This is a genomic window from bacterium (assembly GCA_026129405.1).
Classification (GTDB): domain Bacteria; phylum Desulfobacterota; class Binatia; order DP-6; family DP-6; genus JAHCID01.
In genome coordinates, this window is the sequence record JAHCID010000001.1 from 1,844,468 (window position 1) to 1,862,956 (window position 18,489).

General features: G+C 77.5%; 14 protein-coding genes and 1 pseudogene. 12 read left to right on the forward strand and 3 right to left on the reverse strand.

Annotated elements, in window-relative coordinates; translation table 11 throughout:
• Nucleotides 1-26 precede the first annotated feature (26 nt).
• The 10 genes and pseudogenes from KIT14_08315 to KIT14_08360 all read left to right on the forward strand — a co-directional run bounded on the left by KIT14_08315 (nt 27) and on the right by KIT14_08360 (nt 12,455).
• Nucleotides 27-1,115, forward strand: coding sequence for an SLBB domain-containing protein (locus tag KIT14_08315; GenBank protein ID MCW5890542.1), 1,089 nt, complete (start codon nt 27-29; stop codon nt 1,113-1,115).
• 15 nt (nt 1,116-1,130) lie between these two features.
• Complete coding sequence (locus KIT14_08320; protein MCW5890543.1) at nt 1,131-3,446, forward strand: polysaccharide biosynthesis tyrosine autokinase; 2,316 nt, start codon at nt 1,131-1,133, stop codon at nt 3,444-3,446.
• Entirely contained in the window at nt 3,443-3,664 is a 222-nt protein-coding gene (locus KIT14_08325) for a hypothetical protein (protein MCW5890544.1), read from the forward strand. The genes KIT14_08320 and KIT14_08325 overlap by 4 nt, the downstream gene beginning before the upstream one ends.
• Complete coding sequence (locus KIT14_08330; GenBank protein ID MCW5890545.1) at nt 3,661-5,874, forward strand: O-antigen ligase family protein; 2,214 nt, start codon at nt 3,661-3,663, stop codon at nt 5,872-5,874. The genes KIT14_08325 and KIT14_08330 overlap by 4 nt, the downstream gene beginning before the upstream one ends.
• Nucleotides 5,875-6,160: 286 nt before the next feature.
• Nucleotides 6,161-7,084: pseudogene (locus KIT14_08335) on the forward strand (glycosyltransferase family 4 protein).
• Between the two features lie 966 nt (nt 7,085-8,050).
• Nucleotides 8,051-8,602 carry a hypothetical protein gene (locus tag KIT14_08340; protein ID MCW5890546.1) on the forward strand — a complete coding sequence of 184 codons (552 nt, stop codon included), beginning with the start codon at nt 8,051-8,053 and terminating at the stop codon, nt 8,600-8,602.
• The gene (locus KIT14_08345) at nt 8,595-9,983 is read left to right on the forward strand and encodes a hypothetical protein (protein MCW5890547.1); all 1,389 of its coding nucleotides are present in this window, start codon (nt 8,595-8,597) and stop codon (nt 9,981-9,983) included. Before KIT14_08340 ends, KIT14_08345 begins: the two co-directional genes overlap by 8 nt.
• Nucleotides 9,980-11,158, forward strand: coding sequence for a glycosyltransferase family 4 protein (locus KIT14_08350; GenBank protein MCW5890548.1), 1,179 nt, complete (start codon nt 9,980-9,982; stop codon nt 11,156-11,158). The genes KIT14_08345 and KIT14_08350 overlap by 4 nt, the downstream gene beginning before the upstream one ends.
• A 2-nt stretch (nt 11,159-11,160) precedes the next feature.
• Entirely contained in the window at nt 11,161-11,772 is a 612-nt protein-coding gene (locus KIT14_08355; protein MCW5890549.1) for a sugar transferase, read from the forward strand.
• Nucleotides 11,757-12,455, forward strand: a complete 699-nt coding sequence (locus KIT14_08360; GenBank protein ID MCW5890550.1) for an acetyltransferase — start codon at nt 11,757-11,759, stop codon at nt 12,453-12,455. The genes KIT14_08355 and KIT14_08360 overlap by 16 nt, the downstream gene beginning before the upstream one ends.
• Here the strand turns inward: KIT14_08360 and KIT14_08365 are convergent.
• Together KIT14_08365 and KIT14_08370 are read right to left on the reverse strand one after the other, a co-directional pair.
• Nucleotides 12,407-13,969 (reverse strand): hypothetical protein, encoded by a 1,563-nt coding sequence (locus KIT14_08365; GenBank protein MCW5890551.1) that lies wholly within the window; start codon nt 13,967-13,969, stop codon nt 12,407-12,409. The genes KIT14_08360 and KIT14_08365 overlap by 49 nt on opposite strands.
• A gap of 145 nt (nt 13,970-14,114) precedes the next feature.
• Complete coding sequence (locus KIT14_08370; protein ID MCW5890552.1) at nt 14,115-14,342, reverse strand: hypothetical protein; 228 nt, start codon at nt 14,340-14,342, stop codon at nt 14,115-14,117.
• Nucleotides 14,343-14,603: 261 nt separating this feature from the next.
• On the opposite strand from KIT14_08370, the gene KIT14_08375 reads away from it, so the two are divergent.
• Both KIT14_08375 and KIT14_08380 read left to right on the forward strand, forming a co-directional pair.
• Nucleotides 14,604-15,764, forward strand: a complete 1,161-nt coding sequence (locus KIT14_08375) for a DegT/DnrJ/EryC1/StrS family aminotransferase (protein MCW5890553.1) — start codon at nt 14,604-14,606, stop codon at nt 15,762-15,764.
• Nucleotides 15,765-15,796: 32 nt separating this feature from the next.
• Nucleotides 15,797-17,737, forward strand: a complete 1,941-nt coding sequence (locus KIT14_08380) for a polysaccharide biosynthesis protein (protein ID MCW5890554.1) — start codon at nt 15,797-15,799, stop codon at nt 17,735-17,737.
• Here KIT14_08380 and KIT14_08385 read toward each other — a convergent pair.
• Nucleotides 17,702-18,489: lysophospholipid acyltransferase family protein (locus tag KIT14_08385; GenBank protein MCW5890555.1), on the reverse strand; the 788-nt coding region annotated here is incomplete at its 5' end. The two genes, KIT14_08380 and KIT14_08385, sit on opposite strands and share 36 nt — an antisense overlap.

Sequence of the window (18,489 nt, forward strand, 5' to 3'; positions counted from 1 at the left end):
CGAGGTGACGGCGGGGGAGGGTGCGCATGGGGAGGCGGTGGACCATTGCGGCGCGGGTCGTCCTGGGACTCGCGCTGGCGACCGGCTGCGGGGCGGGGCGCCCCGCGCCGGTCCCCACCGCGCCGCCGGCGACGGCGGACGCGGGGCATCTCGACGCGGAGACGCGCGGCCGTCTCGCCGCGCTCGCCGCCGGCCGCACCGCGACGGGCGCGGCCGGCGGCTATCGCATCGGGCCGGACGATCTCCTCGACGTGCGCATCCCCGACCTGCTCGCAGGCTCGCCGCGCTCGGAGGGGGGGCGGCCGGGCCAGGCGCTCGCCGAGGCGCCGGTGATGCAGCAGGGGTTCCGCGTCGGCGCGGACGGGCTCGTGCAGCTGCCGCTGCTCGGTCCCGTGCCGGCCGCGGGGCGCGCGCCGGCCGAGCTCGAAGCCGAGCTGCGCCATCTGCTGCGGGCGCGCGGGCTGCTGCGCGATCCGCAGCCGAGCGTGCTGGTCGCCGAGTATCGCAGCCGCGTGGTGTCGGTCGTCGGCGCCGTCGAGCGGCCCGGGCAGTACCCGCTGACCCGGCCCGACGCGACCCTCGCCGACGTGGTCTGGGCCGCGGGCGGCCCGGCGAAGGACGCCGGCCGCGTGCTCGAGCTGACCCCGGTCGGCCCGGACGGCGCGCCGGCCGAGACGCCGATCCGCATCGACCTCGACCTCGTGCACGCGGCGGCGCCCGAGGGCGTCGGGCTGGCGAATCCGCGCATGCGGCCGGGCGACGTCGTGCGCCTGCCGGCCGCGGGCAACGTGCACGTCGACGGCTGGGTCGACAAGCCCGGCAGCTACCCGGTGACGCGCGGTCTCACCCTGCGCGGCGCGCTCGCCGCCGCCGGCGGCCGCATGTACCCCGCCGACTCGAGCGCGGTGCGCGTGCAGCGCACGACCGCGCCCGGACGCCAGGAGACGCTCGTCGTCGACATGAACGCGGTCGCCGCCGGCACCGCGCCCGACGTGCCGTTGCACGACGGCGACGTCGTGCAGGTGGAGCCGTCCGTCGTGCGGCTCGTGCCCTACGGCGTCTGGGAAGCGACCAAGACGCTGCTCCACGTCGGCGGGTCGATCCCGCTCTTCTGACCCACGGGGAGACCCATGCCCACCACGATGCCCACCGTCGCGGCGCCGCCGCCGGCGCCCGACGTCCTCGACGCCGAGTTCACCGACGCGCCGCCGCGCCATCTGCGCGACCACCTGCGCGTCCTCGTGAAGTATCGCTGGCTCGCCGGCACGCTGTGCGGGCTCGTGCTCGGCGCGACCGTGCTCTGGACGCTGGCGACGCCGCGCCAGTATGCGGCCACCGCCCGCCTCCAGGTGACGCGCGAGTCGCCGATCCAGCTGCGCCTCGCCGAGAACGTCCTCGACCTCGAAGGACAGGACCGCGCCGTCGGCGGCGGCTCGAGCTTCCTCGCGACGCAGGTCGCGGTGCTCCAGAGCCGCGACCTGGCCGAGCGCGTGCTGCGCACCTACGCCGCCGACGGCGAGGCCACCGCGGCGACGCCGCTCGCCGACCGTCCGGGGCTGCTCGCCCTGGGCGGCCGCCTCCTCGCCGCGGTGCGACCGCGCGGCTGGGAGGAGGACGGCACGCCGGCGGGCGGCGACGCGGGCGCCGGCGGCGGCGAGCCGACGCCGGCGCAGCTCGACCGCTATCGCGACTGGCTGTCGGTGCGCGAGGTGCGGGGCACCGACCTCGTCGAGGTGCGCTTCACGACGCCGAGCGCGCGCCTGTCGGCGTTCCTCGCCGGCGCGCACGCGCAGGCCTACCTCGACGCCAACGAGGAGGTGCGCCTCGCCGCCAACGCGACGGCGAAGGACTTCCTCGGGCGCCAGCTCGAGGAGGCGCGCGGGCGCGTCGAGCAGGCCGAGGCGGCGCTGTCGACGTTCGCCGCCGCGCATCCCGAGGTCGCGGTGAGCGAGGAGCACAAGCTCCTGCCGCAGCGGCTCGCCGAGCTCACCACCGGCGTCACCAAGGCGGAGCGCACGCGCGTCGGGCTCGAGAGCCGCTACGGCTTCCTCTCCGATCCGGCCGCCGATCCGCTCGCCTTCTTCCTCGACCGTGCCGGCGTGCAGAAGGTCCGCCTCGCCGAGCTCGAGGTGCGGGCCGAGGAGGCGGCGCTGGCGACGCGGCTCGGGCCGAACCATCCGCAGATCGTCGAGCTCGGACGGCACGCCGCCGCGCTCCAGCGCCAGCTGCGCGGCGAGGTCGAGCGCGAGGTGTCGGGCGTGCGCCAGCAGTGGGAGGCCGCGCGGCGCAAGGAGGCGGCGTTGCGCGCGGTCGTCACACACCAGGAGAGCGACGCGATCGCGCTGCGCGAGCTGGGCGCGCGCTACGAGCTGCTGCGCCGCGACGCCGACACCGCGCACGCGCTGCACCGCTCGCTCCTCATGCAGCAGCTCGAGACCGGCGTGCACTCGGAGCTCGCGGCGTCGAACGTGCGCATCGTCGAGCGCCCCGAGGTGCCGATGGCGCCGAGCAGCCCGAACGTGCCGCTGGCGCTCGCCCTCGGGCTCGCCGGCGGCGTCGTCGTCGCGGTGGGCGCCGCGTTTGCGTGCGAGTACTTCGACTCGAGCCTGAAGAGCGGAGCCGAGGTCTCCGAGGCGCTGGCGCTGGCGCCGCTGGCGACGATCCCGAACTTCGCGGCCGCGCGCCGCTCGGCGTCGGCCGCGGGGCTGTCGGCACGTGCCGGCGGCGGCCTGCTGCCGGCGCCGGACGGGCCCGGGCCGGAGCTCGTCGTCGTGCACGAGCCGGCGTCGGTCGTCGCCGAGGCGTTCCGTGCGCTGCGCACCGCGGTGCTCTTCTCGGCCGCGGCCGAGACGCCGCGCGTGCTCCTCGTGACCAGCGCCGGCGCCGGCGAGGGCAAGACGGTGTCGAGCCTGAACCTCGCCACCACGCTGGCGGACGCCGGCGCGCGCGTCTGCGTCGTCGACGTCGATCTGCGGCGCCCGGCGTGCCATCGCGCGCTGCGCCTCACCAACGAGCGCGGCCTCTCGACCGTGCTCTCGGGCCAGGCGGGGCTCGAGGACGTGCTGCGCACGCTCCCGTCGCCGCGGCTCGACGTCCTCACCGCGGGGCCGACGCCGCCGAACCCGGCGGAGATGGTCGGCAGCGCGCGCATGCGCGCGCTCCTCCAGACGCTGCGCGAGCGCTACGACTTCGTCGTTCTCGACTCGCCGCCGACGCTGCCGGTCACCGACTCGGTGATCCTCGCCCGCGACGCCGACGGCGTCGTGCTGGTCGTGAAGGGGCACGACACGCCGCGCGAGCTGGCGCGCCGCGCGCGCGATCTCCTCGCCGCGTCGGGCGCGCACCTCCTCGGCGCCGTCGTCAACAACGTCGACCTCGGCTGGGGCGAGCTCGGCTACTACCAGCGCTACTACGGCTACCACCGCGTCGAAGAGGTGGCGGCATGAGCGACGTCCTCGATCGGCGCGTCGCCGGCGTCCTCGCCGCCCTCGTGCTCCTCCTGCCGCTCGGCCTGGGCGGCCGGGCGGCGTGGGCGGTGGCGGTCGCGGACGTCGTCGTGCTGGGGCTCCTGGCGGCGACGCTGCGCGAGCGTCGCCGGCGCGCGCCGGCCGACGACGCGCCGGGGTCGGCTGGCTCGCGGCCTTCGCCGGGCTCGCGCTCGTGACCACGGTGCCGGTGCCGCCGGCGGTGCTGCACGCGCTGGCGCCGGCGACCGCCGATCTCGTCGCGGCGGTGCTGCCCGGGTGGCCCGAGGGCGGGCCGTGGAGCCGATGGCGCCCGCTCGCCCTCGACCCGTGGGCGGTGCGCGACGAGATGGCGCGCCTCGCGATCGGGCTCGGCACGTTCGCGGTGCTCGTCGGCTGGCCGTGGCGCGACGGCGGCGCGGGTCGTCGCGAGGCCGCGCGCAGGCTCCTCGTCGCGTTGCTCGCCGGCGGCGTGGCGATGGCGCTCCTCGGCCTCGCGGCGCACGTCCTCGGCAACGGCCACGTGCTGTGGCTCAGCGACGAGCTCGCGCAGGAAGGCCGTGCCTCGGGCCCGTTCGTCAACCCGAACCACTTCGCGACCTGGCTCGAAGCGGTGATTCCGCTCGGGCTCGCCCTCCTCGCGGTGACGACGCTGCGGGCCGCCGAGGGCGTACGCCGCGCGGCGCGCACCGCGCGGGCGCTCGGCGTGCGGCCGCGCCAGGCGTGGGCGCAGGCGCTCATCGCCCAGCAGCAGCGCCTGCTCGTGCCGCTGGCGGTGCTCGCCGGCCTCGTGATCGCGCTCGCCGCCCATGCGGCGAGCGGCTCGCGCGGCGGCACGGCAGCGCTCTTCGCGGGGCTCGGCGTCACGGCGGCCGGGTTGCTGGCCGGCGCGGTGCACGGGCCCCGCTGGCTGCGGCGCGCGCTGCCGCTCGTCGCCGCGTGCGGCCTCGTCGTCGCGAGCGTCGGCACGCTCGCGCTGTGGGACGCGAGCCTCGCCGACGGCGGCGCCGAGGCGACGGCGGCCGCCGATCCCGGGCTCGCGAGCCGGCTCGAGGTGATGGCCGCAGGGGCGGCGCTGGTGCGCGACCACTGGCGCGTCGGCACCGGGCTCGGCACCTGGCTGCACGCGTTCCGGCCGTACCAGGCGCCGCCGGTCGACGGCGGCATCTGGGACCGCGCGCACGACGACTACCTCGAGCTTGCCGCCGAGACCGGCGTCGTCGGCCTCGTCCTCGTGCTCGGGTTCGTCGTCGCGCTGGCGCTCGCCGCGCGCCGGACCGCGCCGCCCGAGGCCGCCGCCGACGGCTTCCACGCGCCCGGGTTCGAAGCCTCGGACTGGCGGCGCGCCCTCGAGGCGACCGGTCCGCTGCGCTGGGGCCTCCTCGGCGGCGTGGTCGCGCTCGCCGTGCACGCGACCGTCGACTTCGGGCTGCGGCTGCCCGGCAACCTCGCGCGCTCGCCGCGGCCGTCGCGGTCTGCTGGTGCTGACCGCGCGGCCGCGCGCCGGACGGGCCGGCGGCGGCAGCGGCGGCGCTGCCGCGCCTTTCGTCGCCGTGGCGGCGACGCTGCTGCCGCGCGCCGTCGACACGGCGGGGACCCTCGCAGGCTTCGCGCCGCGCGATCCGCGTGCCGCCATGGCCGCCGCCGATCTGCGCTGGGCGGAGGACGACGACGCGGCCGGAGCGCTGGCGCTCGTCGAGGGGGCGCTCGACGCCGCGCCCGCCGACCGCGAGGTGCACGAGCTGCACGCGAGCGTGCTCGACGACGGTCCGGCCGGCGAGGCGGCCTTGCGGCGCGCGCTCGTCCTCGATCCCTGGTCGATCGAGCTGCGCGACCGGCTGGCGCTCGCGCTGTGGACGCGCGGCGACGCCGCCGCGGCCGCGGCCGAGCTCGAGGAGTCCGTACGCCGCGCGCCGGCGCTGGTGTCGCACGGCTATCTCGCCGAGGACGTGGCCGACGACGGCGGTGCCGGCGCCGCGCGCGTCTTGCGCGTGCTCGCCGAGGGCGACGGTCTCGCGGTGCGCCTGCGGTTGCCGCGCCGCTGGCCGTCAGATCGCGGCCTGCCGCCGCGCGCGACGCGACCTGCCCGGCGCGGAGCTTCGCCGTGGTCGACGACCTCGCCACCGTGCTCGAAGCGCGCGGCACGCCAGGCGAGCCGCGGCGGTGCTGTACGCGGCGGCGAAACGTGGCTCGCCGCTGGCGGGCCGCGGCTGGCGCGGGCCGCGCGCGGCTACCTCGCGGCCGGCGACGTCGCCGGGGCCGGAGGCGGCGCTGCTCGCTGCCGTCGTGCGCACGCCCGAGCGCGGCGAGCTCCTATCGCCAGCTCGCGGTCGACGTTACGCCGCGCGTGGCGACTTCGCGACCGCGGCCCAGGTGCTGGAGGCGGCCGAGCGTCATGCCGCCGACCTGACGCCGGTGTGGCGCGCGACGACCGAGGTGCTGAGCCGGCGCGAGGCGGCATGGAGCGCGCGCTTCGCCGGCGAGGCATGGCGACCACCCCGCCGGACGCCGCGGCGACGGTGGCGCCGGACGCCGCGACCGCGCCGCGCCACCCGCGCGACGATCGCCTCGCCGAGGTCCTGCGGTGAGCGCCCCCGTCCGCCTGCTCGTCGTCTCCGAGACGCGCTTCGTGCGCGCGGCCGACGGCCGCGTGTGGGCGCCGGGCGGCGTCGACGGCTACGCCTTCTGGCAGCGCTATCTCGACGCGTTCGACGCCGTCGCGGTGGCGGCGCGGACCGGCCCGGGGGTGCCGGGCCGGCGGCGACGCCCGTCGACGGGCCGGGCGTGCGGGTCGCGGCGTTGCCGCCGTATCGCGGCGCGCTCGGCTTCTGGCGCGCGCCGCGCCCTGCGCCACGGCTCGCTGCGGCCGTCGGCGACGTCGACCCGTGCGTGCGCGCGCGCGGTCCGCTCGCCGACTCGCGGCGGGGCTCGCGGTGGGCGGCCGCTCGGCGTCGAGGTCGTCGGCGATCCAGGGACGCGCTCGCGCCCGGCACCGTGCGCAGCGCGGTGCGGCCGCTCGCCCGCCGCCTGCTCGCCCGCCGCCTGCGGGCGCTCTGCGCGCGCCACGGTCGCCGCCACGTCAGCGGCGGCACGCTCCGGCGCGCTACCCGAGCCCGGCTGGTCGACGGTGTACTCGTCGATCGACCTCGACGACCGCCGCCTTCGCGCCGGACGCCGCCCTGCGCCGCCGCAGCGCCCTGCGCGGCGGCGGGGCGCGGCACCGCCGCCGCGCCCTGGGCGCTCGCCTTCGTGGGCACCCTCAGCCAGCGCTACAGGCTCGACGTCCTGCTCGCCGCGCTCGCGCGGCTGCGGGTGCGCGGCTGGCACGCGACCCTCGACGCGTCGGCGACGGGCGCCACCGCGCCGAGCTGGCGGCGCAGGCGCGCGCGCTCGGCGTCCCCGTGCGCTTCCATGGTCAGGTCGCGGCCGGCACGGGCGTGCGCGCGCTCCTCGACGCCGCCGACGCGTTCGTGCTGCCGTCGCGCTGTGAGGGGCTGCCGCGCGTGCTCATCGAGGCGATGGCGCGCGGGCTGCCCTGCGTCGCGACGCGCATCGGCGGCACGCCCGAGCTGCTCGACGCCGACGACCTCGTCCCGCCTGGCGACGTGCCGGCGCTCGCGACCGGATTGCGCCGCACGCTCGGCCGCGATCCGCTCGCGCTCGCACGGCTGGTGCGCACGCACCGCGAGCGGGCGCGGGCGTATCATCGCGACGCGCTCGGCCCACGGCGGCGCGCCTGCTACGCGCGCCTGCGGGCGGCGGCGGCGGTGCGCGGCGGCGCGCTCCGCTGCGGGTCGCGTCGCGCGAGGTGCCGGCGTGAGCCGCGCGGCCCTCGGCAGCATGGGGCTGCGGCGCCCGACCCTCGACGAGGGGACGTCGCAGGCCCCCGGCGCGGCCGCCGCCGGCGCGCGCGTCGCCGCGGCCCGCACGCTCGCCGGGCGGGTCGCCGCGCACGCGCGGTGGACCGTCGGCGCCAGCGCCTTCTACGTCGCCTGCCAGGCGCTCGTGCTGGTCGTGGTGGCGCGGCTCGGGTCGCCGCGGCTGGTCGGCGAGCTGGCGATGGCGCTCGCGGTCGCGGCCCCGATCCAGCTGCTCGTGAGCCTCCAGCTGCGCTCGGCGCAGGCGACCGACGTGGCCGGGGAGTGGGATTTCGCCGACTACCTCGTCGTGCGCGGGGCGGGGACCGTGATCCTCGTGGTGGCGACGCTCGTCGTCGCCGAGGCCATCGGCCTCCCGCGCGGCGTGGCCGCGGCGGTGGCGGCGATGAAGGGCGCCGAGGGGCTGTCCGACGTCGTCTACGGCCGGCTGCAGCGCGAGGAACGCTTCGACGTGGTCGGCCGCTCGCAGATCGTGCGCGGCGTCCTCGCGGTGGCGGGCGTGGCCGCCGGGCTGTGGCTCGGGCTCGGGCTCGCGGGCGGCGTCGGGCTCGTCGCCGCCGCCTGGCTCGCCGTCTTCTGGGCGCGCGACCGCGGCGCTGCCCGCGGCGACGGCGGCCGCGCGCCGCGGCGGCGAGTCTGGCGCGGCGGCGCGCGCTGGTCCGCGTCAGCCTTCGGCTCGCGGCCTGCGCCGGCAGCGTCGCCGCCGGCGTGCCGCGCTACGTCCTCTACGGCTTCGCCGACGCGGAGACCGTCGGCTACTACGCGGCGCTCGCGTACGTCGTCGTCCTGGGGGCGCTGTTCGCGTCGGCGCTCGGGCAGGCGATCTGCCCGCTGCTCGCGCGCAGCTGGCGTGACGCGCGCCGGCGCTTCGTCGCCGTCACCGCGGCGACGGCGACCGGCGTCGCCGCGGCGTCCGGCACAGCGGTGCTGCTCGCCGCGCACGACGGCGCGGCGCTGCTGTCGCTCCTCTACGGCGACGCCTACGCCGCCCACGCGCCCGCGTTCACCTGGCTCGTCGTCGCCGGGGGCCTCGGCGCGGTGGCGTCGCTCCTCAACTATGCCCTCACGGCCACGCGCCGCTTCTCGCGCGTCCTCGTCGTGCAGCTGGCCGCGGGGGCGGCGATGCTGCTGGCGGGCCTCGTGCGCATCCCGGCGGGCGGGCTCCTCGGCGCCGCCCAGGCGACCGCCTGCGGCAGCGCCGTCGGCCTCGCGGTCCTCGTCGTGGCGCTCGCCGGCACGCTCGGGAGCCGCGATGCCTGAGGTGGTCGTGCCGCTCGTCGTGCAGGCGGCGCTCGCCGCCGCCGGCGTCGTCGTGGCGCTGCGCCGGGGCGGGCGGGCGGCCGCGGTGCATCCGCTCGTCACCTTCGGCGTGCCCTACGCGGTCATCACCACCGGCCCGGCGATCCGCTGGCTCGTCTTCGACGTCGCGCCGTACGGCATCCACCTCGACGCGATGGGGCGGGCGCTGTGGATCGCCGTCGCCGCGCAGGCGGGCATCCTCGCCGGCGGCCTGCGTGCCGGGCGGCGCGTGCACCTGCCGCGCACGATCCTCGTGCTGGCGGCGCCGCGCCGCTTCCGGCGCCTGGCGCTCGGCGTCTTCGCGGTCGCGTTCGCGGCCGGCGCGGCGGCGCTGGCGGCGCGCTGGGGCGAGCTCACGACGGTCGGCAAGCTCGACGCCGGCGCGACCGGCGACCCGTGGATCCGCCTGCACTACGCGGCGTTCCTCGTGCTGCTCGCGGTGGTGCCGGCGGTCGTGCTGGTCGATCAGGCGATCGCCGGCCGCCTGCTGCCGCGCCGCTCGCAGCTCGTGCTGGGCGCGTTCGCGCTCCTCTGCATGCTCTCGAGCGAGCGCGACGTGGCGCTGGTGCTGCTCATGGTGCCGCTGGCGTGGCTGACCGCACGACGCGGCCCGGCGGTCCGGCGCGGCCGCGCGCGCCGCGGCCTGCGCACGGCGTGGCGGCTCGGCGCCGCCTTCGCGGTCGCGGGCGTCGTGCTCGTGGGCATGGAGTGGGCGCGCAGCGGCGGGGCGCTGTCGTGGTCGTCGCAGGTGGCGGCGCTCGGCGAGCGGGCGCGGCAGGAGAGCGCGGTGCAGTCGTTGCTCGGCCTCGGCTCGAACCTCTTCGTCACCAGCCGCGTCGCCGAGTGGGTGCCGGCGGACGAGCCGCATCGCTACGGCACGACGTACCTGGCCACGCTCGGCAATCTGGCCCCGTCGTTCCTGCTCCCGGGCCTCCGCTTCGCGTCGCTGCCGGCGTGGTTCAAGGACAACTACGCGCCGACGTCGACCACCGGCTACGGCTTCGGCATGGAGGCCGAGGCGTATCTCAACTTCGGCCTCGCCGGGCCGGCGCTGGTGTTCGCGCTCTGGAGCGCGGGGCTCGTGCTGCTCTTCGACGGCTGGCGGCTGGTGCCGGACGCGCTGCTGCATCGCTACGCCTTCACCTTCATGTGCCCCTTCTCGCTCTACTGCATCCGCGGCGACTCCCTCATGTGGGCGAAGGGGTTCTGCTACGCCGTCGGCGTCGTATGGCTGCTCGCCTGGGTCGCCGGCGCGCGCCGGCGCGTGCGGCGCACGGCGCCGCGGCCGGCGACGGCGGGGACGGCGCCGGCGATGCCCGTGCGGGGGAGGATCGCGGCGTGAGGGTGCTGCATCTCGTGAAGACCGCGCAGGGCGCGGCCTGGGCGCGCCGGCAGATGGCGGTGCTGGTGCAGATGGGGATCGACGTCGTGGTGGCGCTGCCGGGCGGCACGCGCACGCCCGGCGCGGTGCCGTATCGGCGTGCGGGCGTCACGGTGGTCGACGCCGATCTCGACTGGACGCTCGAGGCGCCGTGGAACCTGCCGCACGCGCTCGCCACCTGCCGCGCGCTGGTCGCCGACGTGCGACCCGACCTCGTCCACAGCCACTTCGTCAGCACGACGCTCACCGCCCGCCTCGCGCTCGGCCGCCGCCATCCGCTGCCGCGTCTCTTCCAGGTGGCGGGCCCGCTCCATCTCGAGCACCTGCCGACGCGGCGGCTCGACCTCGCCACCGCCGGCCCGCGCGACGCCTGGATCGCGACCTGCGACTGGACGCGCGAGCGCTACGCACGGAGCGGCGTGCCCGCGTCGCGGCTCTTCCGGGCCAACTACGGCATCGACCTCGCACCCTTCGGCGCCGCCGCCGGGGCGGGCGCGTTCCGCCGAGCGAGCGGCGTGGGCGCGACCACGCCGCTCGTCGGCCTGGTCGCGTGGATGTACCGCCCGCGGCGCTGGCTCGGGCAGCGGACGGGGATCAAGGGGCACGAGGACTTCCTCGCCGCCTGCCGCCGGGTGACGCGCATGCGGCCGGGCACGGTCGCCGTCGTGGTCGGCGCCGCGCGACCGGGCGCGGCGGACTACGAGGCACGGCTGCGTGCGCTGGCGGCGGGCTGCGACGCGATCCGCTTCGTCGGCGCGCGCGACGACGTCGCGGCGGTGTATCGCGACCTCGACGTCGCCGTGCACCCGTCGCTGTCGGAGAACCACGGCGGCGCCGTCGAGTCGCTGGCGAGCTGCTGCCCGACGGTCGCGACGTGCGTCGGCGGGCTGCCGGAGATCGTTCGCCACGGCGACACCGGCTGGCTCGTGCCGCCGCGGGCGCCCGACCAGCTCGCCAGCGCCATCCAGCAGGCGCTGGCGGATCCCGTCGAGGCGCAGCGCCGGGCGCGGGTCGGGCAGACGCTGGTGCGCGCCCGCTTCGACGTGACGCGGACCGCGGCCGAGGTCGCGGCCGTGTACGCGCAGGTGCTCGGCGAGGCGCCGTCGGCGGCCGCGGCGGCGGCGGCGGTGGGCTGACGATGCGGCTCGACGCGAAGCGGGCGCTCGACGTCGCCGCCGCGCTCGTGCTCGGCGTCGCGGCGCTGCCGATCGTGGGCCTGGCCGCCCTCGCGATCCGCGCGACGATGGGCGGCCCGGTGCTCTATCGCCAGCCGCGCGTCGGCCGCCACGGCGCCGTGTTCGCGATCGTGAAGCTGCGCACCATGCGCAGCGGCCTGGGCGACGACGCCGTGCGCCTGACCCGGCTCGGCCGCCGGCTGCGCGCATGGAGCGTCGACGAGCTGCCACAGCTCTGGAACGTGCTGCGCGGCGACATGTCGCTGGTCGGCCCGCGGCCGCTGCTGCCCGAGTACCTCGGCCGCTACTCGCCGGAGCAGGCGCGCCGCCATCTCGTGCGCCCGGGGCTGACCGGCCTGGCGCAGGTGGAGGGCCGCAACGCGCTCGACTGGAGCGCGCGCTTCGCGCTCGACGTCTGGTACGTCGACCACCGGAGCCTCGGGCTCGACGCGCGCATCCTCGTGCGCACGCTCGGCTGTCTCGTGCGGCGCGACGGCATCCACGCCGCCGGCCACGCGACCATGCCGCCGTTCGAGGGACCGACGGAAGGGAGGGGATCATGCGCCATCTCGTGATCGGGGCGGGCGGCTTCGCGCAGGAGGTCGCCTGGACGCTGGACGCCGCGCTGCGCGCCCGGGGCCGCACGACGGAGCTGCGCTTCTTCGACGACGCGGTGCCGCGCGGCGTGCTGCGCTCGGGGCTGGGCGAGGTCGTGGGGACGCTCGCGGAGGTGACGGCGCACACGCACGGCGACGAGGTGCGGCTCGTGCTCGGGCTCGGGCTGCCGCGCACCAAGCGCGCCGTCGTCGAGCGCCTGGCCGACGTCGGCCTGCCGTGGGAGCGCGTCGTCCATCCGAGCGCGCTGGTCGGGCCGGCGTCGCGCGTGGGCGAGGGCTGCTACGTCGCGGCCGGCGCCGTGCTCTCGGTCAACGTGCGGCTCGGCCGCTTCGTGACCGTGAACGTCCACGCGGCGGTGACGCACGACGACGTCATCGGCGACTTCGTGACCCTGCACCCGTCGGTGCATCTCGCCGGACACGTCGTGATCGGCGACCTCGGCGAGCTCGGCACCGGCGCCGCGGTGCTGCCGGGCCACACGCTCGGCAGCGCGACCACGCTCGGGCCGGGCTCGGTGGCGACGCGCTCGCTGCCGGGCGGCGGCACCTGGATCGGCAGCCCGGCCGTGGCGCTGCGGCGGCCCGTGACGGATCAGTCGGTGCGCGGCGACGCGCGCCGCTCGATGACGGCGACCTCGTGAGGCGCGAGCCGCACCCGTACCCACGCCGCGCCGTCGCGGTAGCGGACGCGCCAGGCCGCGCGATGCTCGCGGCCGGCGGCGTCGAAGCGGAAGGCGCGCACCGCGCCGGTGCGGCTCGGCCAGCCGTGCGTGCCGCTGCGTACGGTGACCAGCCGCTCGCGGCCGCGCAGCGTGCCGGGACGAATGGCTTCGGGGGTGAACGGGAAGAGCCGGCCGGCGAGCTGCCAGTCGTAGTCGAGCCGCGTGCCGGCGGGCAGCAGGCCGCGGGCGAGGAGCGCGGTGACGGCGGTGAAGTCGCGTGCGCCGCCGAGGTAGCCGAGCGGCGAGGTGAGGTGCGCGAGCGCGTCCCAGTCGCGTCCGTGCTGCATCTCGACGAGGCGCAGCGCGCCCGGCTGGAGCCGCCGGGTGGTCGGCGGGCCGTTGCCGAGGACGAAGCGGCCGCGGGCGAGCGCGACCTTGAGATCGTCGGACAGGAGGTTCGCGAGCCCGACCCGCGCGGTGACGCGTCCGGCGGCGTCCGCCAGACACGAGCGGCCGTCCCAGCGCGACGTCGTGAGGCGCGGGCGGCCGTAGTCGATGCCGTCGATCTCGTCCCAGTAGAGGCCGTCGCCGCCGAGCGCGTCCATGGCGCGGGCGGTGGCACGAAGGCGTGCGCCGACGCCGCCGCCCGCACGCGGCACGATGCTCCAGGCGGGCGTGAAGCGACCGCCGAAGGCGGCGCGCTCGACCCCGCCGCCCGGCCGCACGATCAGCTCGTCGGGCGGCCCCGCGACGGCGCTGCCGTCGCGCTGCGCGTCGAAGTAGGGCAGCACGCGCAGGCCGGGGCGCGCGGCGTGCAGCTTCGCGATCGCGGCGGCGACGCGGGCACGCAGCGGCGCGAAGGCGTCGTCCAGCACCGACGGCCCGAAGCCGATGCGCGGCGGCCGGTGGGTGTCGGCGGGATCGACCCAGCCGCCCCACATGGCGGCGACGGCGACGTGCTGGCGGCGCAGCGCCGCGGCCAGCGCGGCGTCGGGCATGGCGAGGATGCGGTCGGGATGGAACCAGACGTACGCGCCGGGGATGGCGGCGTCGCTGCCCCAGGCGGCGCGCACGGCGCCGACGAAGTCCCAGTAGTCGCCGCGCGCGAGCGGCCAGGCGCTCCAGACCATCGTGTAGGTCGCCCCGCGGTCGAGGCAGAGGAGATCGGTGCGCAGCCCGGCCGCGCCGCCGGCGACGTCGGCGATCACCTGCTGGCGGAAGACGTCGTCCTCGGCGACCAGGCCGACGCCGCCGGAGCCGACCGGCGTGAACACGGTCGGATTCCACGGCGCGTAGACCTCCTGCGCGGAGGGGTCGGGCGAGCCGGCGACGTGGATCCAGCGCGCGGCGCTGGCGAGGGCGTGGCGGACGTGGACGGCGGCGAGCGCGTCGCCGGCGTTGGTGAACGTGTCGCGCACCGCGACGTGCGCCGCGCGCACGTCGAGGGTGCGGGCGTGGCGGATCGCCGTCGGCGCGACGACGGTCGTCTGCACGAGCGCGCCGCCGCCGGGCCAGGCGAGGTCGAGGCGGTGCGGGTCGGCGCCGGCGGTGAATGCGGTGTGCGGGCGAGCGGCTGGCGCCGCGGCCGGCCCCAGTCCGGGGGCGGCTCGCGGGCGGGCAGGGCGGCGCCGTCGTCGGTCAGGGCGCACGTCCTCGACGACGAGCGGCGCTGGCGGCGGTGCCGACCTCCAGGCGCAGGATCGCGCCCTGGGGCGTCGGCGCGCGCACGTCGCCGGCGTCGAGCAGGAGGCGATCGGCGTCGTCCGCCCGCGGGCGATAGCGGACGCGCCAGCGGCCGGCCTCCCAGCGCGGCAGCCCGTCGAGCCGCGCGGCGCGCCGCAGGCGCGGCGTGCGGCGATCGGCCATCGGTCCGAGCGCGACCGTTCACGACGATGCGCAGCGCCGGCACCGAGCCCGCGGGCGCCGGCGCGGCGAGACGCGGCACGAGGCGCAGGCGCCGGCGCGTGGCGACCGGCGGCAGCGTCAGCGTCGCCCCGGCGCCGGGGGCGACCTCGTGCGGGCCGGGCGCGCTCCACAGCACGGCGGCGAGCATCACGCCGAGCATCGACAGCCATCACGCCGCCGCCCTGCCCGGGATGCAAGCCGGCGCGCGACCGGAGGTGCGTCATGACGATCCCCATGTCCCAGCCCGACATCACCAGCCTCGAGCGCGCCGCCGTGCTGCAGGCGCTCGGCACCGCCACGCTCAGCATCGGGCCGTGGCTCGACCGCTTCGAGCAGGCGATGCAGGCGCGTCTCGGCGTGCGGCACGCGGCCGGCGTGTCGAGCGGGACGGCGGGCCTGCACCTGGCGCTGCTCGCCGCCGGCGTCGGCGACGACGACCTCGTCGTGACCACGCCGTTCAGCTTCGTCGCGTCGGTGAACTGCATCCTCTACTGCCGCGCGCGTCCGGTGCTGGTCGACGTCGAGCCGACGGCGCTCACCCTCGACGCCGAGCGCGTCGCCGACGCCGTGCGCCGCCTCGCCGACCGCGGCGGGGCGCGCGGCGGCCGCTTGAAGGCGATCCTGCCCGTGCACGTGTTCGGCCAGCCGGCCGACATGGATCCGATCTGCGCCGTCGCGCGGCGCTACGGTCTCGCGGTGATCGAGGACGCGTGCGAGGCGCTCGGCGCGACCTACCGCGGCCGCCCGGCGGGCGCGCTCGGCGACGCTGCCGTCTTCGGCTTCTACCCGAACAAGCAGGTGACGACCGGGGAGGGCGGCATGGTCGTGACCTCGCATCCCGACTGGGACGCGAGCGTGCGCAGCCTCCGCAACCAGGGACGCGACGTGGAGGGCGGCTGGCTGGAGCATTCGCGGCTCGGCTACAACTACCGCCTCGACGAGCTGTCGGCGGCGCTCGGCGCGGTGCAGCTCGCCCGGCTCGACGAGCTGCTCGCCGCGCGCGCCCGCGTCGCCGCCTGGTACCGTGCCCGGCTCGAGCGCGTGCCGGGCGTGACGCTGCCCGCGACCGCGCCGTGGACGACGCGCGCGTCGTGGTTCGTCTACGTGGTGCGCGTCGCCGCCGAGCGCCGCGACGAGGTGCTACGCACGCTCGGCGCGCAGGGTATCCCGGCGCGTGTCTACTTCCCGCCCATCCATCTCCAGCCGTACCATCGCGGCGTGCTCGGTGCGGCGCCCGGCGACTTCCCGGTCGCCGAGGCGGCCGGCGCCACCTGCCTCGCGCTGCCCTTCTCGGGCCGCATGCGCGAGGCCCAGGTCGACGAGGTGTGCGGCGCGCTCGCCGAGGCCCTGCACGGCGCGGCGCCGCGGCGCGCGAGCGCCTGAACGCCCGTGTGACAGGAGGAGGTCTCCACCCGATGCCCGTGTCCAATCCGTCGTTCTTCCGCCGCCATCCGCGCCTCTTCGGCCTGCTCGCGTCGTGCGAGCTGGCCGCACTGGCCTACCTCGGCGCCTTCCTGCTCCGCTTCGACCTCGCGCTGCCGCCCACGTACGGCGCCGTGCTGCTCGCGACGCTGCCCGGGCTGCTCGCGTGCAAGCTCGCCGGCTTCGCCGCCGTCGGGCTCTTCGGGCGCTCGTGGCGTCACGTCGGCATGCGCGACCTCGAAGCGATCCTGCTCGGCAACCTGGCCGGCTCGGGCCTCTTCCTCGCGCTCATGGTGCTCGGGCGCGGTCTCGAGGACTTCCCGCGCGCGGTCTTCCCGCTCGACCTCATCCTGTGCACCGGCCTCGTCGCCGGCGTTCGGCTCGGGCTGCGCGCGGTGGGCGAGGGGCGGCGGCGGCGCGCGCCGCGCCGCGTGGAGACGCTCGTGCTCGTCGTCGGCGCGGGCGAGACCGGCATGCGCCTCGTCGAGGAGATCGAGCAGCGCGATCACCTGCGCCTCGCGCCGGTCGGCTTCGTCGACGACGATCCGGGCAAGCAAGGGCTCTGCATCGGCGGCGTGCCGGTGCTCGGCCCGCTCGAGGCGCTGCCCGCGCTGGTGCGCCGCCACGAGGTGGGCGAGGTGCTGGTCGCGATCCCGTCGGCGACGGGTTCGCTCCTGAAGCGCATCGTCCAGGGCTGCCGCGAGGCCGGCGTGCGGCACCGCGTGGTGCCGACGCTGGGCTCGCTCGTCGAGGGTCGCGTCGTGGTGACGCAGATGCGCGAGGTGAAGGTCGACGACCTCCTCGCGCGGGCGCCCGTCCGCCTCGACCTGCCCGGCGTGCGCGAGCAGATCGCCGGCCGGCGCGTGCTGGTGACCGGCGCCGCCGGCTCGATCGGCTCCGAGCTGTGCCGCCAGCTGGCCGGCTACGGCCCCGAGCGCCTCGTCCTCTACGACCGCCACGAGAACGGCATGTTCGCGCTCGAGATGGAGCTGCGCGCCCGCTTCCCGCAGGTGCGGCTCGAGCCCGTCCTCGGCGACGTGCTGCTCCCCGACCAGCTCGACGCCGTCTTCGGCGCGCATCGCCCCGAGCGCGTGTTCCACGCCGCCGCCTACAAGCACGTGCCGCTGGCGGAGCGGAACGTGCTGGAGGCCGTGCGCAACAACGTCGTCGGCACGCGCAACGTCGCCCAGGCGGCGCTCGCGCACGGCACCCGCGAGATGCTGCTCGTCTCCACCGACAAGGCGGTGCGGCCGACGAGCGTCATGGGGGTCACGAAGCGCGTCGCGGAGATGGTCGTACGCGGGCTCGGCGGGCGCGGCTGCCGCTTCGTGGCGGTGCGCTTCGGCAACGTGCTGGGCTCGAACGGCAGCGTCGTGCCGCTCTTCCGCGAGCAGATCGCGCGCGGCGGGCCGGTGACGGTCACCGATCCCGACGTCACGCGCTACTTCATGACCATCCCCGAGGCGACGCAGCTGATCCTCCAGGCGGCGGGGCTCGGCGGCGGCGGCGAGATCTTCATCCTCGAGATGGGCGATCCGGTGCGCATCGCCGACCTCGCGCGCAACATGATCCGCCTCTCGGGCTTCGAGCCCGACGAGGACGTCCCGCTCGTCTTCACCGGGCTGCGCCCCGGCGAGAAGATGCACGAGGAGCTGGTCGACGACGGCGAGGCAACGCTGCCGACGCCGAACGACCGCATCCGCGTGCTCGAGGCCAACCCGGTGCCGCGGCTCGCCGAATGGCTGCCGACGCTGGAGGCGTGCGTGCGCACGGGCGACGTCGGCACGACCGTGCGCCTGCTCCAGGTGCTCGTCCCCGGCTACCGGCCGAGCCCGGAGCTGCCCACCGCGCCGCTGCGCGCCGGCGCGCGGCCGGGCGCGCGAACGAGCGCGGCCCCGTCAGAAGTTGAACCACTGCGACGGGTGCGCGCGTAAAAAGGCCGTGATGCGGTCGGCGACCGACTGCGCGGCGCGGGCGGTCGCCTCCGGCGGGTCCGCGCGGTCGAGGCGGATCGGCTCGTGGATGACGACGCGGTAGCGGCGAAAGCCGGTGCGCGCGCAGAAGATCGGGAGGATCGGCGCCCGCGCGAGCCGCGCGAGCCGGAACGGTCCCTCCGGGAGCGCGGAGGCGGCGCCGAAGAGCTCGACGGGCACGACGCGCATCCCCGGCGGCGTCCGATCGAGCTGCATCGCGACGACGCCGCCGCCGCGCAGCTGGCCGAGGAGCGGCAGCGCGTCGAGCGCGTCGTCGCCGACGTGGACCACGCGGACGCGCATCTTCCCGCGCGCCTCGTCGTGCAGGCGCTCCGCCTCCGCGTGGGCCTCGTGCGCCATCACGAGCACGACGTCGAGCGCGAGGTCGCCCGTGAGCAGCGCGCCGAGCACGTCCCAGCCGCCCGAGTGGATCGTCCCGATGATGAACGGCCCGCCGAGCACCGCGCGCAGGTGCTCGCCGCCCTCGATGACCGGCTCGAGCGGGCGCTCGTTCTTCGAGCCGGTGGCGAGCGACTCGCCCAGGGCGCCGGCGAAGCTCGCGAACGTCCGCATGGTGTCGACGGTGTCGCGCCACGCCGGGGCCGCGCCGCGGACGCGACGGAGGTTGTCGATCACCCGCCGGCGGGCGTCCTTCGAGAGCAGCGCGGCCGTCCAACCGACGACCGGCGGGGTGTAGCGGAGCACCCAGAACG